General features: G+C 65.9%; 21 protein-coding genes. 16 read left to right on the top strand and 5 right to left on the bottom strand.

Annotated elements, in window-relative coordinates; genetic code table 11:
- Positions 1–16: 16 nt before the first annotated feature.
- Together HK108_RS05755 and gap are read left to right on the top strand one after the other, a co-directional pair.
- Complete coding sequence (locus HK108_RS05755) at positions 17–1,114, top strand: GlxA family transcriptional regulator (RefSeq protein ID WP_218973622.1); 1,098 nt, start codon at positions 17–19, stop codon at positions 1,112–1,114.
- A 242-nt stretch (positions 1,115–1,356) separates the two neighbouring features.
- The gene (gap, locus tag HK108_RS05750) at positions 1,357–2,352 is read left to right on the top strand and encodes a type I glyceraldehyde-3-phosphate dehydrogenase (protein WP_181270802.1); all 996 of its coding nucleotides are present in this window, start codon (positions 1,357–1,359) and stop codon (positions 2,350–2,352) included.
- 222 nt (positions 2,353–2,574) lie between these two features.
- On the opposite strand, the gene HK108_RS05745 is transcribed toward gap, so the two are convergent.
- The gene (locus tag HK108_RS05745; RefSeq protein ID WP_181270801.1) at positions 2,575–2,892 is read right to left on the bottom strand and encodes an XRE family transcriptional regulator; all 318 of its coding nucleotides are present in this window, start codon (positions 2,890–2,892) and stop codon (positions 2,575–2,577) included.
- A gap of 269 nt (positions 2,893–3,161) precedes the next feature.
- Between HK108_RS05745 and HK108_RS05740 the strand changes: the two genes are divergently transcribed.
- A complete protein-coding gene (locus tag HK108_RS05740; protein ID WP_181270800.1) occupies positions 3,162–3,959 on the top strand; it encodes a DUF8548 family protein in 798 nt (265 codons plus the stop codon).
- Positions 3,960–3,983: 24 nt separating this feature from the next.
- Here HK108_RS05740 and HK108_RS05735 read toward each other — a convergent pair whose 3' ends face one another.
- Entirely contained in the window at positions 3,984–5,885 is a 1,902-nt protein-coding gene (locus HK108_RS05735; RefSeq protein ID WP_181270799.1) for a bifunctional sugar phosphate isomerase/epimerase/4-hydroxyphenylpyruvate dioxygenase family protein, read from the bottom strand.
- Positions 5,882–7,207 (bottom strand): MFS transporter, encoded by a 1,326-nt coding sequence (locus HK108_RS05730; protein ID WP_139467996.1) that lies wholly within the window; start codon positions 7,205–7,207, stop codon positions 5,882–5,884. Before HK108_RS05730 ends, HK108_RS05735 begins: the two co-directional genes overlap by 4 nt.
- Before the next feature lie 241 nt (positions 7,208–7,448).
- On the opposite strand from HK108_RS05730, the gene HK108_RS05725 reads away from it, so the two are divergent.
- Genes HK108_RS05725 through HK108_RS05715 form a run of 3 tightly spaced genes read left to right on the top strand, consistent with a single transcriptional unit; the run spans position 7,449 to position 9,510 of the window.
- Complete coding sequence (locus HK108_RS05725) at positions 7,449–8,198, top strand: IclR family transcriptional regulator (RefSeq protein ID WP_139467997.1); 750 nt, start codon at positions 7,449–7,451, stop codon at positions 8,196–8,198.
- A 2-nt stretch (positions 8,199–8,200) separates the two neighbouring features.
- Positions 8,201–8,653, top strand: coding sequence for a type II 3-dehydroquinate dehydratase (gene aroQ / locus HK108_RS05720; RefSeq protein WP_139467998.1), 453 nt, complete (start codon positions 8,201–8,203; stop codon positions 8,651–8,653).
- Complete coding sequence (locus HK108_RS05715; protein ID WP_181270798.1) at positions 8,650–9,510, top strand: shikimate dehydrogenase; 861 nt, start codon at positions 8,650–8,652, stop codon at positions 9,508–9,510. The genes aroQ and HK108_RS05715 overlap by 4 nt, the downstream gene beginning before the upstream one ends.
- Positions 9,511–9,561: 51 nt before the next feature.
- On the opposite strand, the gene HK108_RS05710 is transcribed toward HK108_RS05715, so the two are convergent.
- Positions 9,562–10,413, bottom strand: a complete 852-nt coding sequence (locus tag HK108_RS05710) for a DedA family protein (RefSeq protein WP_181270797.1) — start codon at positions 10,411–10,413, stop codon at positions 9,562–9,564.
- A 129-nt stretch (positions 10,414–10,542) separates the two neighbouring features.
- On the opposite strand from HK108_RS05710, the gene HK108_RS05705 reads away from it, so the two are divergent.
- Genes HK108_RS05705 through HK108_RS05695 form a run of 3 tightly spaced genes read left to right on the top strand, consistent with a single transcriptional unit; the run spans position 10,543 to position 13,149 of the window.
- Positions 10,543–11,004 (top strand): hypothetical protein, encoded by a 462-nt coding sequence (locus tag HK108_RS05705; RefSeq protein WP_181270796.1) that lies wholly within the window; start codon positions 10,543–10,545, stop codon positions 11,002–11,004.
- Positions 10,898–12,493, top strand: a complete 1,596-nt coding sequence (locus HK108_RS05700; protein ID WP_258233266.1) for a sensor histidine kinase — start codon at positions 10,898–10,900, stop codon at positions 12,491–12,493. Before HK108_RS05705 ends, HK108_RS05700 begins: the two co-directional genes overlap by 107 nt.
- Positions 12,490–13,149 (top strand): response regulator transcription factor, encoded by a 660-nt coding sequence (locus tag HK108_RS05695; RefSeq protein WP_139468002.1) that lies wholly within the window; start codon positions 12,490–12,492, stop codon positions 13,147–13,149. The genes HK108_RS05700 and HK108_RS05695 overlap by 4 nt, the downstream gene beginning before the upstream one ends.
- A gap of 65 nt (positions 13,150–13,214) precedes the next feature.
- Here HK108_RS05695 and HK108_RS05690 read toward each other — a convergent pair whose 3' ends face one another.
- A complete protein-coding gene (locus HK108_RS05690; RefSeq protein WP_181270795.1) occupies positions 13,215–14,156 on the bottom strand; it encodes a beta-ketoacyl-ACP synthase 3 in 942 nt (313 codons plus the stop codon).
- An 89-nt stretch (positions 14,157–14,245) separates the two neighbouring features.
- Here HK108_RS05690 and HK108_RS05685 point away from each other — a divergent pair, with 89 nt between their 5' ends.
- From HK108_RS05685 to HK108_RS05655, 7 genes are all read left to right on the top strand, one after another.
- Complete coding sequence (locus HK108_RS05685; protein WP_181270794.1) at positions 14,246–14,818, top strand: TetR/AcrR family transcriptional regulator; 573 nt, start codon at positions 14,246–14,248, stop codon at positions 14,816–14,818.
- Between the two features lie 139 nt (positions 14,819–14,957).
- Positions 14,958–16,325 carry a glycosyltransferase family protein gene (locus tag HK108_RS05680; RefSeq protein ID WP_181270793.1) on the top strand — a complete coding sequence of 456 codons (1,368 nt, stop codon included), beginning with the start codon at positions 14,958–14,960 and terminating at the stop codon, positions 16,323–16,325.
- Positions 16,315–17,652, top strand: coding sequence for a glycosyltransferase family 4 protein (locus HK108_RS05675; RefSeq protein ID WP_181270792.1), 1,338 nt, complete (start codon positions 16,315–16,317; stop codon positions 17,650–17,652). The genes HK108_RS05680 and HK108_RS05675 overlap by 11 nt, the downstream gene beginning before the upstream one ends.
- Entirely contained in the window at positions 17,649–18,968 is a 1,320-nt protein-coding gene (locus HK108_RS05670) for a glycosyltransferase family 4 protein (protein WP_181270791.1), read from the top strand. The genes HK108_RS05675 and HK108_RS05670 overlap by 4 nt, the downstream gene beginning before the upstream one ends.
- Positions 18,965–20,875, top strand: coding sequence for an ABC transporter ATP-binding protein (locus HK108_RS05665; RefSeq protein ID WP_172171644.1), 1,911 nt, complete (start codon positions 18,965–18,967; stop codon positions 20,873–20,875). The genes HK108_RS05670 and HK108_RS05665 overlap by 4 nt, the downstream gene beginning before the upstream one ends.
- A complete protein-coding gene (locus HK108_RS05660; RefSeq protein WP_139468009.1) occupies positions 20,872–22,191 on the top strand; it encodes a phosphotransferase family protein in 1,320 nt (439 codons plus the stop codon). The genes HK108_RS05665 and HK108_RS05660 overlap by 4 nt, the downstream gene beginning before the upstream one ends.
- Entirely contained in the window at positions 22,188–23,378 is a 1,191-nt protein-coding gene (locus tag HK108_RS05655; RefSeq protein ID WP_139468010.1) for a phosphotransferase, read from the top strand. The genes HK108_RS05660 and HK108_RS05655 overlap by 4 nt, the downstream gene beginning before the upstream one ends.
- Positions 23,379–23,391 lie beyond the last annotated feature (13 nt).

Here is a 23,391-nt window from a genome sequence, read left to right as displayed (position 1 = left end):
AGACTGAGAGGCGATCATGAGTGACGAGCCCCGCACCCTTCCGCGCAGAACACCCCGTTCCCGCCCGCACCGCATCCTCGTGCTGGCACTGGACGGGGTGTCTGCCATGGATCTCGGCGTCCCCGTCCAGGTCTTCGGGCGGGAGTCGAACGCAGCCACAGACCGCACCCGCGCCGAGGCGGCCCCACGCTCCCAGCCGAATCCGAGCGGTGAGGCGGCTTCCGCCGTGCCCAGCGGACGGCCGACGACCGTGCCCGCAGGCAACTGGCCCTATGAAGTCGAGGTCTGTGGCATCACCGCAGGAAAGGTGACCGGTTCGGACGGGCTCGACTATTCCGTCGACCAGGGACTTCACGCCCTGGAGACCGCGGACACGATCATCCTGCCGGGTGCTACCTCGGCGGTGGCAGAAGAACCTCCGGCCTCGGTCATCGGGGCGCTCCTCTCGGCATTCGAACGCGGCGCGCGGATCGCTGCCATCTCCACCGGCACCTTCGTCCTCGCGCGCACGGGACTGCTCGTCGGACGACGCGCCACCACGCACTGGTCGACGGCGAAGGAGCTCGCCCGACGGTTCCCCTCGATCAAGGTCGACGAAAACGTCCTCTTCATCGACGAAGGGCAGCTGCTGACCTCCGCCGGAGCCGCCTCGGCGATCGATCTGTGCCTCCATCTCATCCGCAGCGATCACGGCGTCGGACTGTCCAACCAGGTCGCCCGGCGGCTCGTTGCCGCTGCCTATCGCAGCGCCGGCCAGGCGCAGTACGTGCCGCGCAGCGTGCCTGACCCGCTCGGCGACGACTTCGCCGACACCCGCGAATGGGCGCTTCAGCACATCGGCGAGAAGATCACCCTGCGGGATCTCGCCGCCAACGCCGGAGTCTCCGTGCGCACCTTCTCCCGCCGCTTCGTCGAAGACACCGGCTACACACCGATGCAGTGGGTGCTCAGAGCCCGAGTAGATGTCGCCCGGGAGCTCTTGGAGAATTCCGACCTGGGCATCGAACAGATCGCTGACCAGGTGGGACTCGGAACGGGTGCGAATCTGCGGATGCATTTTCAGCGCATCCTCTCGACCTCCCCGAACGACTACCGTCACTCCTTCCAGGGCTGAAAGCGGGCGCTCGCCAGGGCGAGGATCTGACACTTCCGGGCCGAGCTGGAGCATTTTTCGGCACATTTCAGGGGCCCGGATCACACGAAGACAACGGTGGCCAAAAACTTTCGACCTTTGGCAATACGACTGGCGAGAACCTTGCGTAGATTGTCTGGCTGGCCACTGTTGGCGTTTGTGGAGATCGCCCATGATGGAGATATCAAGACGAATCCCGTGTTCAACATCTACAAGGAGTGACATTGACTCGCATCGCCATCAATGGTTTCGGTCGCATCGGACGCAGCACCCTGCGCGCGCTGATCGAGCGCGGCAGCGAGCTCGAGGTCGTGGCCATCAACGACCTGGGCCCCGTGGACGATCTCGCTCGGCTGCTGAAGTTCGACACCACCCTCGGGCGCTTCAACCATGACGTCGAGGCCACGGATGATGAGATCGTCATCGACGGCAAGGCCATCAAGGTCTTCGCCGAGAAGGATCCGGCCAAACTGCCCTGGGGTGAGCTCGACATCGACATCGCGCTCGAATCGACCGGCCGCTTCACCAAGGCCGAAAAGGCCAGCGCCCACATCACCGCCGGCGCGAAGAAGGTCCTCGTCTCCGCTCCCTCGAAGGGTGCCGACGTCACCCTCGCCTACGGAGTGAACAACGAGTCGTACAAGCCCGAGCACACCGTCATCTCCAACGCCTCCTGCACGACGAACGCCCTGGCCCCGCTGGCCAAGGTACTCGACGACCTCGCCGGAATCGAGCAGGGCTTCATGACCACCGTCCACGCCTACACGGGTGACCAGATGGTCCAGGACGGCCCTCATAAGGATCCCCGCCGTTCCCGTGCCGCCGCCGAGAACATGATCCCCACCTCGACGGGTGCGGCCAAGGCCATCGGCCTCGTCCTCCCGCAGCTCGACGGCAAGCTGTCCGGCGACGCCATCCGCGTGCCCGTCCCGGTCGGATCGATCGTCGAGATCAACACGACCGTGTCCCGCGAGGTCACCCGCGACGAGGTGCTCGACGCCTACAAGAAGGCCGCCGAGGGTGAGCTCAAGGGCATCCTCGACTATGAGACCGAGCCCGTCGTCTCCTCCGATATCGTCGGTCAGCCCGCTTCGTCGATCTTCGACTCCGCGCTCACCCGCGTCGTCGGCAACCACGTCAAGGTCGTTGCCTGGTATGACAACGAGTGGGGCTTCTCCAATCGTGTCGTCGACAACCTCGAGTTCATCGGCAAGAACTGACGTTCTCCGCTGATACTCGCCTGATCTTCATCGGCGATATCCGCCGGTGACTTCGAACGTCGCCGAGGTGGTTGCTCGGCGCCGACGGATGCACCTGTGGCCTCGAATCCGCTCCGCGCGGATTCGAGGCCACAGTCGTCGCAACGGAATTCCCGGAAGTCACAAGGGACTCCCTGGCAGGGCTTCGCCTCACCGAGGAGGCCCTGCGTCTGCGCGCGGCGCTCAGACGTCGTCGGCGCCGGGGGTGCCGCCTTCGTCTTCCCAGCGTTCGATGGCGCGGACCTTTGCGCGGCTGAACTTCAGGCGGATGCCGTAGCCGCCTTCCTTGCCGTCGGGAATGAACCGCGCACCGTACTGTTCGAGGGCGAGGATGAGTCGACGCTCCTGCTCGGCGGTCAGGTCCGCTTTCCCCTTTTCGTAGTCCTTGAGCTCGGACTTGTCGATCTCAGCTTTGTCTGCCACGTGCTTGGCCGAGACCTGGCAGAGGATCCGCGTTGCGCGTGCCAGGGGGCCGTCGATGATGATCTCTTCTGTGCTCATGGCTCCACTTTGCCAGAGGCCATGATGGCTGCCAAGGACGGGCGACCGGCCTCTTGGCCTGATTCGCCGCCGGCGGCGAATTGGGATCGCTGCGCACATCTCAGCCCGGTGAAGTGTGTAGAAGCAGGTGAAACTGCGGACCAATGGTGTTCTATTCATTCCCGAGCAAGTCATGTCAGTGCCGCGGTCTAATGTTCTGTCCACGCATCCGACATCGGAGTCGGAGGTGACGCGTCGCAGGGTGCGGCGCACGACGGAAGGTCAGAACAATGATGATCACGACCAACAGCGTCGCTCGTTTGGCGCAGAGGTGCGGAGAGTTCCTCGGCGACTTCGGCCAGACGATGACACCGAGCTACCCGGCGAGCCTCGCGCTGTGCATCCTCGACGCAATCTATTCGACGGGCTCCCACCCGACGGCGGTGGATAAAGTCGTCGCCCGGTACATCGCCCAGCACGGAGAAGCCCATGGAGCGAAGTCGCTGCGCTACTCGATCGCCGCCGCAGGTGGGGCACGTCCGTGGGCTGAGTTCGAGGCGTGCAACCTCAAACCGGCCAGCACCCGCCCGGGGGCGGTGCTCAAGGCCGAGGTCGTCGACGACGCCACCCGAGTCATGGCCGACTATGGGATCGATGATGTCGGTGATCTGCTTGAAGCGGTCGGCGAGGGAGTCGGCAACGATGCGTTCTACAACGACGTCTCGAAGGCCTGGCGAGCTCTGCCCAGCCAGAGCTCGGGCATCACGTGGCTCCACCTGCTGATGCTCGCCGGGTGCCCTCAGTTCGAGGTCGACGACAAGGTGGTCGGATACCTCGCCGAGGTGGCCGACTCCGAAGCCGATCTCACCGTCGACTACGTGCACGATGAGATCCACGCAGTCGCCCGCGTGCTGGACACCGAGGTGTCAGCCGTCCGAAGGATCGTCTGGCAGGCTTCGCACGGCCGTATCCTCTCACTGCTCAAGGACGAGGACCTTCTGCCGGCTGACGGTCCGATCGAGGGTCCTGAGACGTCCAGTTCGGTCTGGGAGTTCAGCCCGGAACCGGTGGCGGGCAGGCCCTTCTGAACCGTGTCGAGCAGTGCGCTCGGCTCAGCGACCCGCGTTGCGCCGGTGCTGTGCGGCCAGCCGCACCGGCGCGTTCGGGGCGCCGTATCCCTGGTAGTCATTGCGGCGTTCGACCATCTCGAAGAACACCGATCCGATCGTCGAGGTGTAGAAATGGAGGAACTCGCCGCTGCCGTCGCGGTCGTAGAGGATGTTGTTCGCCCGCAGCCGTTTGAGCAGATCGGGGGCGAGATCGAAACGAGCCTCGAGATCCTCGTAGTAGTTCTCGGGAACAGGCAGGAAGTCCAATCCTCGTGAGACCGCGGTCTCTGCGGCCGTGAAGATGTCATCGCAGGCGAGAGCGACGTGCTCGGGGTAGCCACCGGTCGTCGAAGTTTCGGCAGAACGCGGCGCGAGGTTGAGCGGCATGCGGATCGTCCCGTCGGAGCTTGCCATCACCTGCGACCGGACGAGACCCGAGGGGCTGGGCACATCGTTCGAGACCTGAGCGTGGAGCGCGAGAAGAGAGGTGTAGAAGAGCACCGCTTCGTCATAGTGGTGGGCCGGCTGTGCGAGGTTGACGTGGTCGATGGCCGAGCGGCGATCGTCGGGGACGTTGCCGAACTCCTCGGTCCACGTGGGGTCGATGCCGGTTCCGTTGCCGAAGAATACCTCGGACCCGTCGGGAGCGAAGACGCCGCGCAGGATCTCCTCGTCATGGGCCTGGTCGCGGGGGACCTCGGTCGCCTGGAGCAGAATCGCCCGATTGATCGCGGCGTCGGCATCGGCCACGGCGAAGCCGATGCCGTGCAGATGGGTTCCCGATCCGGTGGGTGCGCCAGAGGGCTCGGATTCCACGGGGTCGACACCAGCGGATTCGGTGACGACGATGCGTGCCTGTCCGCGACGCCACAGCTGGACGTGCGGCTTCGTGCGGTGGAATCCGACGAAGCGGAATCCGAGCTGGTGGATTTGCCGGGTCAGTGCCCCGAGGTCGTCGGTGCCGAGCTCGACGTAGTCGACGCCGCGAGGTTCGGCGACCTCGGGCAGTCGCTGCAGGTCGAGACGCACTCGTCCCGCACCGGCGGCTGCAGGAGTGCCGCTGGTCGAACCCGGGTCATTGTCCTCAGACACCTGATCCGCGGTCGCCGCCTCGAGCCACCGCAGGGAACGCAGTCCGTCGACGGCGGTGCGCTGGGTGTCGGCCTGTCGGAAGGAGTCGTTGAAGACTTCGAGCGACACCGGTCCGGCATAACCGGTCCCGGCGACGCGAGCGAGGAAGTCGGTGAGGTCCCACGAGCCTTCGCCGGGGAAGACTCGGTGGTGACGGGACCAGCTGAGCACGTCCATCGACAGGGCCGGAGCGTCGGCGAGCTGGAGGAAGAAGATCTTCTCGCCCGGGATCTCGGCGATGCGTGACAGGTTCGTACCGCGGGAGAGGATGTGGAAGCTGTCGAGGCAGGTGCCGATGCGCGGATGGTCGGCGGCCTTGACGAGGTCCCAGGCGCGATCGTATTCGGAGACGAATCGACCCCAGGCCAGCGCCTCGTAGGCGACATTGATGCCGTATCTCTCTGCCAGATCGCCGAGGCGGCGCAGCTGATCGACGACGACCTCATCGTTGTCGATGGTTGCGGTGGCGACGTTCGAGCACAGCAAGATCGTGGTCATACCCATTCGACTCATCAGCTGGAACTTCGCCTCGGCCCGGGTCAGATTGGCGGCGAACTGCTCGTCATCGACGCCTTCGAAATCGCGGAAGGGCTGATAGAGGTCAAGACTCAGTCCGAGCTCTGCGGCCAGTGCAGCGGTCGCTTCGGGGGAGTTGGGGGAGACGATGAGATCCTGTTCGAAAATCTCGACCCCGTCGAATCCTGCCGTTGCGGCAGCCTGCAGCTTCTCCTCGAGCGTGCCTGACAGGCACACCGTGGCAATCGAGGTTTTCATCGTGACCTTTCCTCGTGGACGACATCGATCTCTTCCAGGCTCAGTCCCTTCGTCTCCTTCGCCGTCATCGCGACCAGGCCGACGACGACGCAGACGCCCGCGGTGAACGCGGCGACCGAGACCCAATTCTCTCCTCCGGCGCCGGCGACAGCGGAAGCGAGGACCGGAGCCAGACCGCCGGAGACCGCGAATCCGACCTGTGTGCCCAGTGCCAGACCTGTCACTCGTGCCGTCGTCGGGAACATCTCGGCGTAGAACGAGGGCCAGATGGAGTTGGCCAGCGAGTACGCGCAGCCGGACATGATGGCGCCGAAGACGAAGATGAGCGGCCAGTTCCCGGCCGAGACCGCACCCAGGTACGGGAACATCATCAGACCCGATCCGACGGCGCCGGTGATGAAGATCGGTTTCCGGCCGAATCGGTCGGAGAGCAGTGCGGCCGCCGGGATCGCGAAGAGGGCGACACCGTTGGCGATGACCGAGACGAGCAGCATGGTCGAACGCTCGAGGCCGACGATCGACGTGGCGAACGACAGCGACCAGACGGTGAAGACCATATTCACGGTGTTGACCATGGCGCACACGGCCACGCGGACGACCGCAGCCTTGTGCCACCGGAAGACCTGCATGAGCGGTGGGTTCTCAACCCGCGACTCCTTGAATGCCGGCGGCTCCTCGAGCCCGCGACGGATGAGCCAGGCGGTGAGCACGACCAGTGCCGACAGCCAGAACGGTACACGCCAGCCCCAACTGAAGAGTGCTTCGTCAGGGAGGAAGGCAGTGAAGGGAATGAACACGGCTGTGGCCAGCAGGGTGCCGGCCTGAGTGCCGTGCAAGGTCCAGCTCGTTGTCCACGACCGCTTCGCCTCGTCCGAATGTTCGAGGGAGACTGAGATTGCGCTCGCCTGTTCACCCGAAGCCGACAGGCCCTGGATGATGCGGCAGAGCACGAGCAGGATCGGAGCGAGCATTCCGACCTGGTCATAGGTCGGCAGGCAGCCGACGACGAAGGTCGACACGCCCATCATGAACAGAGTGAGCATGAGGACGAACTTGCGACCGAAGCGGTCACCGAGCGGTCCCATGATGAGCGCACCCAGCGGACGCACGACATAGGCGACCCCGACCGTACCCATCGCCAGCAGAATGGCGATTCCCGGTGCGGTGGTCTCGGGGAAGAACAGAGTGTTGAGCACCAGCGCCGCCGCGGTCCCGTAGACCGCGAAGTCGTAGTACTCCAGGGCCGAACCCGTCCAACTCGACAAGGCCGCGCGCAGCGGTGTCTTCTTCGTGGGGCGAGCTTCCTCGATCGCGTTGCTCATGCTTCCTCGCATTTCTCACTCTCAGGACTTATCGACGGCCTCGGCGCTGTCGAGCGTTCATCGGACCGATACTGCATTGCCATAGTGTGGCAATAATTGTTACATTGTGGTTTACAGTGTGATTGAGATGACATAGCCTGTCAACGTGGAACGAGGGAATTCTGCTTTCCGGACTCACGAACCACCTGCACATACTGCCCCAGCACCACCGAACTGCCACAGCAACGCAAGGAGGCGAAGCATGCCGCCCAAGGGCTCGAACTCGGTGACGAAGACCTTCGAGATGCTCGAACTCCTCGGCGAATCACCCGAGGGGATCAGCGCCGCCCAGGCCGCCGAGACGACCGGCTATCCCTTCTCGACCGCCTACCGCCTCCTCGGCGGGCTCGTCGAATCCGGGTATGCCAGCTTTGATGCGCGCACGAAGATCTACACCCTCGGGATGGAGGTCTTCCGCCTCGCGCAGAAGGTCGCGCACCGGCAGGGGCTGTCCGGAGCGACGAAGGATCTGCTGCAGGAACTGACGAAGTCCACCGGCGAATCGAGTATCCTCGCCGTCCGTCGCGGCAATGCCGCACTGACTGTGCTCACCGTCGACGGCCCGCAGTTCCGCACGACCACCGACCCCGGCGACGAATCTCCGCTGCATACCTCGGCGATCGGTCAGGCTCTGCTCGCCCATGATCCACAGGCCGACGCCACCGTCGACGCGCTCGACCTCGTCGCTCGCACCCCGAACTCGATCACCGATACGGCGAAGATGCGCACACGTCTCGAACAGATACGCGCCGACGGCTGGGCGGGACAGTCCGAAGAGAACGACATCGGCATGAATGCCCTGGCCGTGCCCGTCTTCGACCTCGACGGCACCTTGCTGGCCTCGCTCGCGCTCGCCGCTCCGGTCTTCCGCCGCAGCCTCGACGAGCTCATAGAATTCGTCCCCCGACTGAACGAAACCGCGGCATTGATCGCCGCCCGATTCCCGAGGTGACCATGCCCGAAATCCTCGTCCTCAACGGACCCAATCTCAACCTCCTCGGGGAGCGCGAACCGGAGATCTACGGCCGCACCACCTTGGCCGATATCGAGGCCATGTGTGCCGACACCGCCGCCGAGGCGGGGCTGAGCGTTCGCTGCATCCAGAGCAACCATGAGGGCGGGCTCATCGATGCCGTCCATGCAGCCCGGCGCTCCACGGTCGGTGCGATCATCAACGCCGGAGCGTACACGCACACTTCCCTGGCCCTGCACGATGCGCTGAAATCCTACGATCACCCGATCATCGAGGTGCACCTGAGCAACCCGCATGCGCGGGAAGCTGTGCGCCACCACTCCTACCTCTCGCCCGTGGCCGCCGCCGTCATCGCCGGAGCCGGCGCGAAGGGCTACGTCCACGCGGTCGAGATCCTTATCGACCACCTCACGAACGCGAAAGCGAGACTATGACCTCATCCCTCCTCCTCGGCCTCATCGGCGATGGCATCTCCGCCTCCCGCACCCCGCGGATGCACGAGAACGAAGGTGCCGCGCACTCCATCCCCACGATCTACCGCACCATCGACATCAGCAGCCCCCACCTCGCCGAGGCGACACTGACGGAGCTGCTCACCGCGGCGATCCGCCTCGGCTTCGACGGGCTCAACATCACCCACCCGTTCAAGCAGAAGGTCATCGGCCTCCTCGATGAGGTCGATCCCGTGGCCGCGCGCATCAATTCGGTCAACACCGTCGTCATCGACAGCGCCGGACGGACGACGGGATACAACACCGATGTCACCGGTTTCGCTGCCGGATTCCGTGCCGGACTGCACGGCGCCGCCACCGAGGCGGTCGTGCAGATCGGTGCGGGCGGAGCCGGCCGTGCGGTCGGGTTCGCCCTTGCGGAACTCGGAATCGGCGACCTCATCATCGCCGACACCGATGTGCAGCGTGCCGAAGGACTCGCCACGGACATCGTAGAAACGTCATCGGTCGGAACTCGGGCGCGAGCGATCGGGCTCGATGAGCTGGAAGGGGCGGCCGCCTCGGCGCAGGGGATCGTCAACGCCACCCCGGTGGGGATGAAGGCGTACCCGGGAACTCCGGTCGACACTTCCGTGTTCGGGTCGGAGACCTGGGTGGCCGACGTCGTGTACTTCCCACTCGAGACGCAGCTGCTCGCCGAAGCCAGAGCGAAGGGCTGCCGCACGCTCGACGGATCGGGGATGGCGGTCAATCAGGCCATCGACGCGTTCGAACTCTTCAGCGGCCAGAAGGCCGACCCGCAGCGCATGCGTGAGACCTTCCTGTCCTTCGGTTCCTGATCCGAGACACCTGACCGGGATCCGAAGCGGCTCCCGGTTCGGCGGGAATGGTCAGTTCTCGGAGGTGCCGCCTGCAGCTTCGGCCTTCTTCTGCTTGCGGTATTCCTTGAAGAAGCTGATGGCGAAGATGCCGACGATCAGGGCCAGGGTCAGCCACAGGGCGTACTTGTCGATGACCTTGAGGATGTCGACGGCGGCCTCACCGAGCTGATAGCCCAGGAATGTCCAGATGAGCGTGAAGATGAGGCAGCCGAGGAGGTCGGCGACGAGGAACAGCGACAACCGCATCCGCGTCCACCCGGCGACGAGGTAGACGAGGGTGCCCGGGATTCCCGGGCAGCGCGAGATCAGCGTCATGAGGAACAGCGCCCAGTTCGGGATCTTCTTCAGCTGGTTGATGCGTTTGAGCTGGCGTTCGTTCTGCGCGAAGAGCCGCAGCACACCGTCGCCCCACCGGCGCCCGGCCAGCCAGAACGCCCAATCGAGTTTGGCCATGCCGACGAAGCCGGCCACGATAACCAGCCACAGCGGGATCTCACCGACCCGGGCATAGGCGGCGGCAGCGACGATCGAGGTCTTCGCGCCGTTGATGAATTCCTGGACGACCGGGGCATTGACGAGCATCCACGGTCGCAGCGGCATGAGGCCGAGGTAGATGAGCGGGACGCCGATGATGATGAACAGCAGCAGCTTGTCGAGGCCGGCCGCCTTGCCCTGCCAGGGTTTGATCGCCGCCCACGGATTCTCCTTGGCCTCGGACTCGGAGCTGGCATCCGGCTCAGTGGTTGCGGAACCGTCTGCCTGCGCGGAACCATCGTCCGGCTCGGTGGACTCGGGCGTCGTCGATGAGGGGTCTGCGGATACGTGCTCAGCCTCGTCGCGGTCCGCGCGATCGTCGCTCATCGGTGGGCTCCTGCGGGTCGTCGTGGCGGTCGGCGCTTACGGTATCACAGGCGCCCGAACACTCCACCTAAGAAGACTCTCATCCCCTCCGGCTCGACTTTGAGGCAGGCCTTGGGCAATGTGGACGGTATGGGTGGACGATCGAAGATCATCGGCTGGATTGTGGCCGGTCTCGTTGTCATGCTCGCACTGCTGACCGTGCTCATCGTTCGCAACACCACCCAAGCGGACCCGCCGGATCTCAGCCCGGTGGAAGTCACCCCCGAACCGACGGAGACCTCCAAGACGTCGGATGCAGACGCCGACAGCTCTGTCGACGAAGACTCGACTGGTGCTTCCGACACCGGCGCCTCCGACACCGGTGCCTCCGCTGTCGAGGACTCAGATGCCGCGGACTCCGGAGGCGAGGATTCGCGAGAACCTGATGAGATCGAGCACTCCTACGAACCGGTGCCCAACCCGCCTCGTGAAGTCCCCGACGACGATGATGACGGGGACGACGACGGCGACGATGATGACCGGGACGACGGCGACGATGATGACCGGGACGACGGCGACGATGACGACGACGGGGACGACGATGACGACTGAACGGCGCGTCGGGCTGACCGTTCAGAACCGGTTGACCATCACCGTTGCCGCACTGTCCGTGCTCACCCTCTCCATCGTCGGCCTCATCCTCTACACCGTAGAGTCGAACAACGTCTCCAGCCGGACCACCGCCTCGATGTCCCAAGAGGTCGACGAGATGCGGACGTTCTCCGAGAACGGGATCGATCCGCAGACCGGCAGACCATTCGCCTCCGTCGACGAGATCCTCAGCAATTTCCTCGCCCAGAACAGGCCCGATGAGGACGAGGTGCTGTTCGCGTTCCTCACCGACGGCCGCGTGCTCTATCAAGGCGAGCCGAAAGGGCTGCTCGGGAGTTCGGGCGAATTCGAGAAGGCCGTGGCCGGTGCCGCCGAGAACGGCGGGGAGATCAGTCTGACGATCGACGGCGTCGAGCACGAAGGATTCGTTCTGCCCATCACCGGCACCGAGGCGGGAGCGGGCACGACCACGGACACCCAGACCGCGCCCACCGATTCGGCGAGCCGGACGGAGGGCGTCGGCGAGGTGGCGGGCGGAGCGGCCGCGACGAACGGGGCGGGCGCCTTCGTCGTCGTCCACAACGTCTCCGCCAGTCACTCCGACCTCGTGCAGTTCATGCAGATCTACGTCGTCGTCGCGCTCGCCGCCGCCCTGCTCATCGCGGGACTCTCCTCGCTTCTGGCGCGCCGACTGCTGTCACCGGTGACCGAGCTGAGGCGGACTGCGCAGTCGATCTCCGGCGGTGATCTCAGCAGTCGCCTGGAGACGAAGGGCCACGACGACATCGCCGAGCTCGGGCACACCTTCAACGACATGCTCGACCGCCTCGAGGCGGCCTTCGAAGCTCAGCGGCGCTTCCTCGACGACGTCGGGCACGAGCTGCGCACCCCGCTGACCATCCTCGGCGGTCATCTCGAGACGATGAACGCAGAGGACGTCGGAGACGTCGAGGAGACCCGCGCGATGCTGCTCGATGAGACGGATCGGATGGGCCGCCTCGTCGAGGAGCTGCTCCTGCTGGCGCGTGCCCGACGCCCTGATTTCGTGCGTTTCGCCGAGGTGGACCTCAGCGGGGTCGTGTCCGACTCCCTGGCGAAGGCCAAGGGACTGGGAGACCGCGAATGGGGCCTCGAGGTGCCCGAGTCACTGAGTTTCCACGGAGACCGACAGCGCCTGACGCAGGCGCTTCTGCAGCTGGCGTCCAATGCCGTCGAGCACACCGAGGACGGTCAGAAGATCGTCTTCGGTGCCCGGGACGACTCCGATTCCGTGCACATCTGGGTTCGTGACGAAGGCAAGGGGGTGCCCGACGAGATCGCCGAGGACATCTTCGACCGTTTCTGCCGTGGGTCGACCGACGGGGCCGGGTTCGGGTTGGGGCTGTCGATCATCTCCGCCATCGCCGAGGCGCACGGCGGCACGGTCGTGCTCGACCAGACCACCATCGGTGCACAGTTCCGCATGATCCTGCCGAAAGGACAGAAGTGAAGAGCATTCTCGTGATCGAGGACGAGGCGCGGATCTCCGCCTTCATCTCGAAGGGCCTGACCGCCGCCGGATTCAGTCCGCAGATCGCCGCCGACGGCCTCACCGGACGAGATCTGGCGTTGACGGGAGACTTCGCGCTCGTCATCCTCGACATCGGTCTGCCTGTCCTCGACGGCTTCACCGTACTCGGGCAGCTGCGTGAGCGGCGACCCGAACTGCCGGTGCTCGTGCTCACCGCCCGGGACAACCCGGACGACACGATCTACGCTCTCGAGTCCGGCGCGGTCGACTATATGATCAAGCCCTTCCGGTTCGCAGAGCTGCTGGCTCGGGTCCGTCTGCGGCTCAGGGAGAGCCCGCAGGAGCAGGAGGTCACGGAGCTCATCCGCGATGAGGTGCGCATCGACTTGCTCAAACGGCAGGTGTGGGTCAGAGACCGCCTCGTCGAACTCTCGGCTCGGGAACTGTCCCTCGCCGAGATCCTGCTGCGCAACCGCGGCAACGTCCTCTCCCGCGAACAGCTGCTCTCCCATGTGTGGGGATTCGACTTCGACCCCGGCTCGAACGTCGTCGACGTCTATATCGGGTACCTGCGCAAGAAGCTCGGCTCCGATTTCGTCACCACCGTGCGAGGCTTCGGATACCGCGTGGACTGACTCGATAGGACGAAATCAACCTCAGTCAGGATCGACTGGCTGCAGGACACGCAGCGGTAGAGAGCTCACGGAGACAGAATCACTTGAGACGACCAGGACAATCCGCCCCCGAACGACAGGAGAAGAGTGGGCACTCCTGCTGGCAGTTCGCCGCTGTGTGAGAGCTTCGACAGAGCTAAAGGGATCGAAGCGGCGGAGGTGTTGCCTGATTCGACAACGTCGCGAGCGATGAGCGCGTGGCCGAGACCAAGGTCGTCGACGATGGGTTCGATGATTCGCAGATTTGCCTGATGCGCGATGAATGCTCCGATGTTCTCGATGTCGAGGCCGGCCCGAGCCACTGCTTCGCGAGCAGTTGACGCCATCGTCGAAGTGGCCCACCTGAAGACTGACGCTCCGTTCTGAGTGAAATCGGCCTCCCACGACCCGCGAATGGTCACATTGTCACGAAGGCTGGGGTCGGTTCCCCATTCTGCCGGATGGATTCCCTGTCGGTCTCCGGCCGAGACGATGACGGCACCGGCGCCGTCGCCGAGGAGGATGCACGATGATCTGTCGCTCCAATCGGTGACGTCGCTCATCTTCTCCGCCCCGATGACGAGAGCATGCCTGCTCTGATCGGTTCGGATCGAATTCTCGGCGAGGTTGAGGGCGGTACTGAACCCGGCACAGGCGTTGTTGATGTCGAAGCAGACTGCATTCGTCAGACCGAGGCGACCGGCGACCTCTGCTGCGGTGCTCGGACACCGGTCCCGCGCGGAGCAGGTTGCAACGATGACCAAGCTGATTGCGTCCGATGGCAACCCTGCCGATCTCATTGCCATGTGCGCGGCCGGTGCAGCCAAGTCCGAAACCTGTTCGTCGGCTGCGGCGATCCGGCGTGTTCGGATGCCGGTGCGGCGTCGGATCCAGGCGTCGTCGGTCTTCACCAGTTTGGCGAGGTCATCGTTGGTGACGACGCGCTCTGGCTGGTGGAACCCGGTCCCTGTGATCGTTGAAAATGGCATATATCTCCTCGGTCGAAGTTTACCGCACGAGCGTACACTAAAAATGTCCGAGGTAGACTGGGCGCATGCCCAAGCGAACTCTCGACCAGGTGCGGGCGACTCGGAAAACGGTCCTCCGGCGCAGCGCTGATGTCGCGTCGGTCAACGGTCTTGACGGGCTGTCGTTCAGCCAGATCGCTGAGGAAGTCGGCCTGTCGAAATCGGGGTTGGCCGGTTACTTCGAGTCGAAGACAGATTGGCAGCTTGCTGTTATCGGATATGCCCGCTCCGTGTTCAGAGAGTCGGTCATTGATCGCGGTCGAGAAAAGTCGAATGTGAATACTCCACTGATCGTCAGCACCTGCCGTGCGTGGTTGGACTACATCGAATTGCCTGTCTTTCCCGGTGGTTGCTTCTTTGCCGCGGCAGCGGCTGAATTCGACGATCGAGACGGTGCCGTCCGGGACGCTATCCGCGATACGTATGCTCAGTTGCGAGAGTACATTGCGGCAGTGGCGGGACGCGATGCTGACGAAGAGGGTGCCGGAGAGCAGATGGCTTTCGAACTGATCGCTGTGATGATCTACCTCAATCAGAATCTCCGCCTCGCTGGTGATCAGCAGGCCGGATCCATTGCCCGGCGTTCGATCAGCAGAATCATCGGTCACTCGGTCGACGAGTAGCAGCACTTCCTCGCCGATGTCACTGGTAACCGCAGTGCGCAACAGAGAGATACGGGCGGGCGCAGGAGAAACCTGAACCTAAGATCTTTCTCATCCGCGTCTTAATCTCGTCTTAATCACAGCCGACAAGCTGAGATGTATGAGACGACGATTGAGAATCGCACTGTTCTCCCACGACTCGCTGGGACTGGGCCACATCCGCCGCAACCGGTCTCTGGCCTTCGCACTGGCCCGGGACCTGCCGGCGCTGACCGGCCGAGAGGTCTCCGGTCTGCTCATCGCCAGCAGTCCCGAGGCCACGCGATTCGACCTGCCTGACGGCTGGGACTGGGTGATCCTGCCCGGAGTCACTCCCGCCCCCGGCGGCTACGTCCCACGGGCGCTCGCCTCCTCGATGCAGGGCCTGCGGGAACTGCGAGCGGCGGCGATCTCGGCGATCCTCGACCAGCAGCGACCTGAGCTCTTCATCGTCGACCGGCATCCCTTCGGCATCGGCGGCGAGCTCGCCGACGCCATCGACCAGGTCCGCGGCCACGGTTGCCGGACGGTCCTCGGCCTGCGCGAAGTCCTCGACACCCCGTCCGTCATCGCTGCCGAATGGGAGAAGGTCGGAGGGCCCGCACGAGTGGCCGAATCCTTCGACGAAGTCTGGATCTACGGTGACCCGGACGTCTACGATCCCCGGTCCACCGGCGAAGTGCCCGCGACCCTGGCGGCCAAGGCCGTGACCACCGGCTACCTGTCACGGGACCGCCCCGATGACGGCGGTGTCCTGCCGGCAGGTACCGTGGCTGCGGGTGTCGTGACGGCAGACGTCGAGACGGCAGGGGGCAGAACCCGGCCCTTCGTCCTCACCTGCCTCGGCGGGGGATCCGACGGCGGCAGCCTCGCCTCGATCGCAGTGGACGCCGAACCGCCCGATGGCCACCGTCACCTCGTCGTCACCGGTCCGCAGATGGACACCGAAGAGTTCGAACGACTGCGTGCCCGTGCCGGTGCGGCCACCACAGTCATCCGTCACTGCGACGACATCCCAGGACTCGTCGCCGCCGCCGACGCTGTCGTGTGCATGGGCGGGTACAACACTCTGGCCGAACTCATGGCCACCGATACCCCCGCTCTCGTCGTCCCCCGCAAGGGACACCGGGCCGAACAGCCCAGGCGGGCATTCGCCCTCGCTGCTGCCGGAGCGGTCGACGCTCTGACAATCGACAGCCTCGACGCCGATGTTCTCAGCGAATGGTTCGCCGACCGGGTCGGGCGACCCGCAGACCGTTCCCAAATCGATCTCACCGGATTGGCCACCGTTCCCCGCCTGGCAGCCGAACTCATCGCTGATGTCCGCGCCGAGGCAACGGCATTCGGATCCGCAACCGCACCGACGCCGACAACCGCACCGGCGACAACCGCACCGGCGTCAACAGCGCCGACGGCGACTGCAGCCGCCGGCACAGCACCGTCCGCCCGTCTGCCCATCACCCTGGAGGAGACCAGCCATGCTGTCTGAACAGACACCAAACCCTTCAACACCGGCACCGCGTCCACCGGCAGCCCCGACCGCTCGACCGGAAAGACATCTCGGCCGCCGCGCCTACGTGCTCAAGATGTACCCGCGGTTCTCCGAGACCTTCATCGTCTCCGAGATCCTCGCGCGTGAAGCCGCCGGAGAGGACCTCGTCATCTTCTCCCTGCGCCCGAGCACGGACACCCGCTTCCATCCCGAACTCGCTCGCGTCCGCGCCGAGGTCATCCACATCGACCGGCCCTCGAGCGCCCGCAGCTTCTGGCAGTCCTTCGCCGAGGCGGCAGCGGAACCGCGCGTGGCCGCGGCAGTGTCGGACCACCTCGGCGAACTTATGGAACTGGGCCACGATGATGCGATCCAAGCTCTCACCCTCGCCCGGTTGGCCCTCGACCACGAGGTCACCCACCTGCACGCGCACTTCGCGTCGGTGTCGACGACCGTGACTCGGGCCGCCTCGGCGCTGACGGGGATTCCCTACTCCTTCACCACGCATGCGAAGGACATCTTCCACGAGGATGTCGTGCTCACCGATCTGGCCCGCAAGACCGCGGACGCCGACCACGTGATCGCGATCAGCGATTTCAATCGCCGCTACCTGTCGCGGGTGCTCGGCCCCGAGTTGGCCGACCGGGTCGTCGTCGTGCGCAACGGCCTCGAGATCGATCGCTTCCCGTATCGGCCCAAGCAGGGCGCGACGGGCGAGGTGCCCTCGCTGCTGGCCGTCGGCCGCCTCGTCGAGAAGAAGGGATTCGCCCACCTCCTCGACGCGCTCGCCCGCCTCCGGGCCGACGGCATGAGCTGCCGTCTCGACCTCGTGGGCACCGGCCCCCTCGAGGAGGAGCTGCGGACCCGGTCCCACACACTCGGACTCGACGACCTCGTCACCTTCCACGGAGCGCTGACCCAGGCCGAGGTCCGCGACATGCTCACCGACCATGACATCCTCGTCTCCCCGTTCGTCATCGGCACCGACGGCAACGCCGACGGCCTGCCCACCGTGCTGCTCGAGGGCATGGCCACCGGAATTCCCTGCGTCGCCGGGGCCGTCACCGCCGTGCCAGAGGTCATCGACCATGGCCGGACCGGGTGGCTCGTCGACGGTACCGATGAGGCGAACATCGCCTCCACCATCGCCGAGGTGGCCGCCGCCCTCCGCACGGATCCCGCCGGTATCCGTGCCGTCACCGATGCCGCCCGTGACCGGGTGTGCCGCCTGCACGACTCGGGCGTCCAGGCCGGGCAACTCGGCCGACTGGCCGCCGCATCCGCCGCCGTTGATGCCGTCCGTGAAATGGAGTCAGTGTCATGAGAATCGCCTATGTCCTTCTCGACCCCGGCATCGGAGTCTTCGGCACCAAAGGTGCCAGCGTCCACGTCCAAGAGGTCGTGCGCACCTTCCGAACACTCGGCCATGAGGTCAGCGTCTTCTGCACCCGCACCGATGACGACGTGCCCGCCGACCTCGCCGACCTCGATGTCACCCGACTCGAGGTGCCCCGTGGTCTTGACCGCTCCCAGCGTGAGATCGTACTGTTGCGACTCTCCGACATGCTCGCCGACCTGGTCACGGACACGGTGGCCGCCTCGGGGCAGGGATTCGACCTCGTCTACGAACGGTATTCTCTGTTCTCCACGGCCGGTGCCCGGATCAGCCAGCGCCTCGACGTGCCTTTGATCATGGAGGTCAATGCGCCTCTGCTGGAGGAGCAGCGGACCCATCGCGGACTCGTCCACGCCGAACACGCCGCCCGTGCCACGGCGGCAAGCTTCGCCGGCGCCGAACGCATCGTGTGCGTGAGCGAACTCGTCGCCGACTGGGTCCGCACCGACTATCCCGGCCTCGACGACGTCAGCGTCGTCCCGAACGGAGTGAACACGGAACGGATCACTCCACGGCCAGATCACGACAGCCTCGGCGGGGACGGAATCAAGGCGCCCAGCGGTCGTGCGATCCGGGAGGACCGCCTCGGTGGGGGACCTCCGAGTACTTACGGTCCGGTGCGGATCGGGTTCGTCGGCACGCTCAAACCCTGGCACGGCACGGATCGGCTCATCGCCGCCTGCGCCGGACTGGTCGGGGACTTCCGCGTCGACATCGTCGGCCACGGCCCTGAATCCGAGGCCCTGGAGCACCAGGTGCGCATGCTCGGGTTGGGTGGGCGTGTGCGCTTCCACGGTGCTCTGGCGCCCGAAGCCGTGCCGGAGGCGCTGCGCGAATTCGACATCGCTGTGGCCCCGTACCCAGCAGGGGAGAACTACTTCTCACCGCTCAAGGTCTACGAATACCTGGCCGCCGGACTGCCCGTCGTCGCATCGAGCGTCGGTTCGATCCCCGGCGTGCTCGCAGGAACCGGAGCCGCGATCCTCACCGACCCGGCCGACCCCGCGGACCTCGCCCGCGCACTGCAGAGACTCATCGACGACGGCGAACTGCGCGCGAGGATGGGAGCACGCGCCCGCGCAGAGGCCCTGACCAGCCATTCCTGGATGCGCCGGTGTCAGCAGATCCTCGCACCGGTGACGGGAACCGCCGGCGACACAGCTGCCGGAGAAACCGATGCCGCACCTATCTGCGAGGAAACGTCCGTATCGGGACGGCGCCCCGCCTCGGCGGTGATCTCATGAGCGGCAAGAAGCTCACGGCGTCCGCGCTGCGGCGGACCCTGCGGATCATCCGCCCGCACCTGCGTCGGCACACGTGGCTGATCATCGGCGGGATGGCCGCACTGCTGGCCGACGTCGTCTTCCGTATTCTCGAACCGTGGCCGATCAAGATCGCCGTCGACGCCGTCACCGCGGCCCTGGGCGCCCAGATCGCCCCGACGTTCGGCCTCGACGCCGGAGTGGGTACGACCCTTGCAGTCGTGGCCATCGGCCTGGCCGTCATCGTCGGCGGACGGGCCGCGGCGAACTACGCCTCGACGATCTGCTTCGCTCTCGTCGGCGCCCGTGTCGCCACCCAGCTGCGCTCACGGGTGTTCGATCACGTCCAGTCCCTGTCGCTGCGCTACCACTCGAAGGCCTCGATCGGAGACACCTCACAGCGACTCGTCGGCGACATCGGACGGCTGCAGGAAGTCGCCGTCACCGCCGGGCTGCCCCTGGTCGGCAATGTCATCACGCTCGCCGTCCTACTCGTCGTCATGGTCGTCCTCGACCCCGTGCTCAGCGCCATCGTGCTCGTCACGGCGGCGGTCTACGGCCTGCTGTCGAAGGTGGCGACCCCGAAGATCACGAAGGCCTCCCGGTCCACGCGCAAGGGTGAGGGCCGACTGGTCGGATCCGCCGCCGAGGCGCTCGGTGCCATCCGCGTCGTCCAGGCCTACGGACTCGAGAAGACCGTGGCCCGCGACTTCGCCGACGGCAACGAACGCGCACTCAGGGCCGGGGTGCGGGCACGCCGTCTGGCGGCCGGGCTCGAGCGCTCCACGGATGTTCTCGTCGGCATCTCGCAGGCTCTCGTTCTCGCCTTCGGCGGGTGGCAGGTGCTGCGCGGGGCGATGTCTCCGGGCGACCTCGTCCTCTTCCTCCTCTACTTGAAGATCGCGATGAAGCCGCTGCGGGACATGGCCAAATACACCGGCCGGATCGCTCGCGCGGCCGCCTCGGGGGAGAGGATCGCCGACCTCCTCGACGAACCCGTCGAGATCGCCGACGCCCCCGACTCAGTGTCCATGGGCCCGGTCTGCGGCGACGTCGTCTTCAACCGCATCACCTCGGCCGATGGGCATGGCAGGCCGCTGTTCGACGAGCTGGACCTGCTCATTCCGGCTGGACAGAAGGTCGGGATCCTCGGGGCCTCCGGGGCCGGAAAATCGACCCTGATGAGCTACCTGCTGCGGTTGTCGCAGCCGGACTCCGGGTCGATCTACCTCGACGGCTACGACACCCACAACGTCACTCGCGCCTCCCTGCGGCAGAACGTGTCGGTCCTTCTCCAGGAGTCCGTGCTCTTCGCCGCGAGCGTGCGCGAGAACATTCGCTACGGTCGGCTCGATGCCACCGACGCCGAGGTGGTCGCCGCCGCCCGTGCGGCCCGTGCCGATGCGTTCATCCGCTCTCTTCCCGACGGCTACGACACCGAGCTCGGCAACCGAGGGGACACGCTTTCGGGTGGGCAGCGGCAGCGGCTGGCCATCGCTCGCGCCCTCGTCCGCGACGCCCCGGTCGTCGTCTTCGACGAAGCGACGACAGGGCTCGATCCGCAGACTCGCGCCGAGGTGGCCGATTCAGTGTCCGCGCTGACGACGGGCCGGACGAGCATCGTCATCAGCCACGACGTGGCGATGATCCGCGGACTCGACCGTGTGGTGTGGCTCGAGGACGGTCGGGTCGTCGAGGACGGAACACCGAGCGAGCTGGCTGCGGCTGCGGACTCGCGCTTCTCCCGGTGGATCCGTTCGCAGGCCGACGAAGCCGACAGCGTGCCGGGGCGAACGATGGGGGCGGAGCCGTCCACGGTCGCGGGACCACGTCCGTCCGAACCGCCCACCGTCGGCAGCGCCCCCACCTATGCAGGAGCCTCATCATGACCGCATCGATTTCCGACCCGGTGAACGACTTCGTGGACACGAGATTCGCCCTGTTGCCCTATATCGACGAACTGCGATCGGCAGACGAGCTCTCCCGACGCCTCGGCTTCGCGGTTCGTCCTCGCCGTGTCCGTGTCAAACCGGGGAAGAGCGCCATCGTCGCATGGCAGCGAGAGGAGCCCAGCCGCCTCGGCGAATTCGATGGTTGGGGATTCACCGCGGTTTTGACGAGCCCGGACAAGCTCGCCAATGCTCGGCGGCGGGCCGCTCGGCACGGGCAGGAGCTGGTCGTCCACGAGGCTGCCGACCCGCGTTCGGCGGGTGCGACCGGTGCCGTGCTGGTCACCGGCGGAGTGCTGGCCGACCCCAGGATCGGCAAGCATGTCGCACGGACACTCGACCACCTCGGCGGGGATCTGCGGATCATCGGATACAACCCCGCCAGGCGGCTGCTGCTCAAGCACACCCCGGCCGATGGGGCGCCGGAATTCGTGCGGATCGCCGCCGACTCCCAGATCCACCTCGCCGAGGCAGCCGACCGTTGGCAGCGAGCGGAGCTTCCCAGCCTGCCGGTCGAGTTCGTCGGCGGACGTGACACCGCCACACGTTCGCCGTGGTGGGGGACCGGTGACCTGAGCGATCGACCGGATCCGAATGTCGCCGAGGAAGTCGGCGTGATCATCGCCGAACTGCACAGAGGCGGTGTGTCTGATACACGTGCACTGCCGGACGACGAAGGCGATCCGGGAGAATCCGCGGGCGTGCAGGCAGACAAAGTTGGCGCTTCGGCAGGGGAGGACGGACGCGCGCTCGACTCTCCGCTCGACCAACTCGAGACCACCAGCCGGTCGCTGGTTCGTCTGCTCCCGGAACGAGAGACTGACATCGTCGGACTGCTCTCCGAACTGAGCCGACGACTCGGACCGAATCGAGGCCTCGGGCCGAAGCGGGAACTGCGGGAGATCCACGGGGACCTCAGCCCCGACCAGGTGCTTCTGGCGAATTCCGAGTGCCGGATCATCGACCTCGACCGGTCCGGGTACGGGCCGATCGGGATGGATCTGGGGCGATGGATCGCGGCCTGCCGCGTCGATTCCCGGTTGCACGAGCTCGAGCACCCCTTCATCGACGGCTACCGTTCCGCCGGCGGCGAGGAGACCGACCTGGGCGCATGGACGGCGTGGGCGATCCTGGTGGCCGCGCTCGAACCCTGGCGCAGCTGCTCCGAGACCTGGAGGGACGAGACGATGCGGATCATCGACCTCGCGCGCACCGCTCTGGAAGGGAACGCCCCGACGACGGAGGTCGCACCATGACCGGGACGAAGCAGACCGTGACGAAACAAGCCGTGACGAAGCAGACCGCGGCGACGCAGATCGCGACGAAGCAGACCGTGACGAAACAGTCTGCGACGAAGTGGGGCGCGGCCCTGCACATCCCTGACGCAGTCACGACCGGCGGACAGGACTGGAACGTGCGTCGAGCCTGGCCCGCAGGAGACAGTCGAATCGCGTGGGAGGCTTCTCTTCCTGGCCAGGGGACCCGGGTCGGCTATCTCGACGAACGCGGCGTGACGGTCCTCGACGCTGACCGTGACCCGAAGCTGCCGGGTCTCGCCGGGCTGCTCGAGGACGGAGGCCGGTTGGTCTCCCATCGGCCGGGCAGACGCGCCGTCGTCCGCCTGCGCGACGGCAGCTTCGCCAAATGCGTGCGCGACGGAAAGGCCTCCGACGTCATCGCGGGACAGTGCCGAGCGGTTGGGTTCCTTCCCGGTTTCGCCCTCCCGCAGGTGCTCAGTTCGGATTCTTCGACCGTTGTGCTCAGCGTGGTGCCCGGGGTCGAACTCCACGATCCAGCCGAGCTCGGCGAGGAGTGGTCACGTGCCTGGGCCGAGTCCCTCGACGCCTGGGCTCAGGCAAAGGCACATCCGACCAATACCGTGCCAGCGGCTGCGCCGAAACTGTCGACCGCGATGCCGTTTCATGGGGCTGCGGACGAGGTCGAAGTGCTCCACTTATGGCGTGAGCGCGCCCGTCCTCTGCTGGAGACCACGCGGACTGCGCGAGGGGAGACTCTGCTCGCCGACGTGGACGAACTCATCACAGAGGTCACGGCCGAACTCGACGACGAGACCGCCTCGGCGAGGGACGGATCGATCGGGCTCATCCACCGGGACCTACACGACAAACAGATCATGTGGGATCCGATCTCCGGACCGGGGCTGCTCGACGTGGATACGGCGTGCCGGGGTGAACGGGCGCTCGACCTCGGAAACCTCCGCGCGCATGCCCGGTGGCGCACCGAGCAGGGTCTGTGGACCCCCGCCGAGGCGGCCGTGGTCATCGATGAGATCGCCCGGGTCGCGTCGGCGGGAGGGTTCGACCCCGCCAGGGTGAGCGTGTACGAGAGGGCCACCCTCATTCGGCTCGCCTGCGTCTACGCTTTCCGGCCCGCTTGGAGCGACCGGATCGGGTGGCTGCTCGAGGCGGCGCAGGCGATGTGAGACTGCGACACTT

It is taken from the genome of Brevibacterium sediminis, from assembly GCF_013623905.1.
GTDB lineage: Bacteria > Actinomycetota > Actinomycetes > Actinomycetales > Brevibacteriaceae > Brevibacterium > Brevibacterium sediminis.
This window is presented reverse-complemented; position numbering and strand designations above follow the sequence as displayed.

What these genes read in the sequence shown, in the direction of transcription:
- HK108_RS05755 (WP_218973622.1), top strand. Translation starts at nt 17, where the DNA reads ATGAGTGACGAGCCCCGCACCCTTCCGCGCAGAACACCCCGTTCCCGC.
- HK108_RS05745 (WP_181270801.1), bottom strand. Translation starts at nt 2,892, where the DNA reads ATGAGCACAGAAGAGATCATCATCGACGGCCCCCTGGCACGCGCAACG.
- HK108_RS05740 (WP_181270800.1), top strand. Translation starts at nt 3,162, where the DNA reads ATGATGATCACGACCAACAGCGTCGCTCGTTTGGCGCAGAGGTGCGGA.
- HK108_RS05735 (WP_181270799.1), bottom strand. Translation starts at nt 5,885, where the DNA reads ATGAAAACCTCGATTGCCACGGTGTGCCTGTCAGGCACGCTCGAGGAG.
- HK108_RS05730 (WP_139467996.1), bottom strand. Translation starts at nt 7,207, where the DNA reads ATGAGCAACGCGATCGAGGAAGCTCGCCCCACGAAGAAGACACCGCTG.
- HK108_RS05725 (WP_139467997.1), top strand. Translation starts at nt 7,449, where the DNA reads ATGCCGCCCAAGGGCTCGAACTCGGTGACGAAGACCTTCGAGATGCTC.
- aroQ (WP_139467998.1), top strand. Translation starts at nt 8,201, where the DNA reads ATGCCCGAAATCCTCGTCCTCAACGGACCCAATCTCAACCTCCTCGGG.
- HK108_RS05715 (WP_181270798.1), top strand. Translation starts at nt 8,650, where the DNA reads ATGACCTCATCCCTCCTCCTCGGCCTCATCGGCGATGGCATCTCCGCC.
- HK108_RS05710 (WP_181270797.1), bottom strand. Translation starts at nt 10,413, where the DNA reads ATGAGCGACGATCGCGCGGACCGCGACGAGGCTGAGCACGTATCCGCA.
- HK108_RS05705 (WP_181270796.1), top strand. Translation starts at nt 10,543, where the DNA reads ATGGGTGGACGATCGAAGATCATCGGCTGGATTGTGGCCGGTCTCGTT.
- HK108_RS05700 (WP_258233266.1), top strand. Translation starts at nt 10,898, where the DNA reads ATGATGACGGGGACGACGACGGCGACGATGATGACCGGGACGACGGCG.
- HK108_RS05690 (WP_181270795.1), bottom strand. Translation starts at nt 14,156, where the DNA reads ATGCCATTTTCAACGATCACAGGGACCGGGTTCCACCAGCCAGAGCGC.
- HK108_RS05680 (WP_181270793.1), top strand. Translation starts at nt 14,958, where the DNA reads ATGAGACGACGATTGAGAATCGCACTGTTCTCCCACGACTCGCTGGGA.
- HK108_RS05675 (WP_181270792.1), top strand. Translation starts at nt 16,315, where the DNA reads ATGCTGTCTGAACAGACACCAAACCCTTCAACACCGGCACCGCGTCCA.
- HK108_RS05670 (WP_181270791.1), top strand. Translation starts at nt 17,649, where the DNA reads ATGAGAATCGCCTATGTCCTTCTCGACCCCGGCATCGGAGTCTTCGGC.
- HK108_RS05665 (WP_172171644.1), top strand. Translation starts at nt 18,965, where the DNA reads ATGAGCGGCAAGAAGCTCACGGCGTCCGCGCTGCGGCGGACCCTGCGG.
- HK108_RS05660 (WP_139468009.1), top strand. Translation starts at nt 20,872, where the DNA reads ATGACCGCATCGATTTCCGACCCGGTGAACGACTTCGTGGACACGAGA.
- HK108_RS05655 (WP_139468010.1), top strand. Translation starts at nt 22,188, where the DNA reads ATGACCGGGACGAAGCAGACCGTGACGAAACAAGCCGTGACGAAGCAG.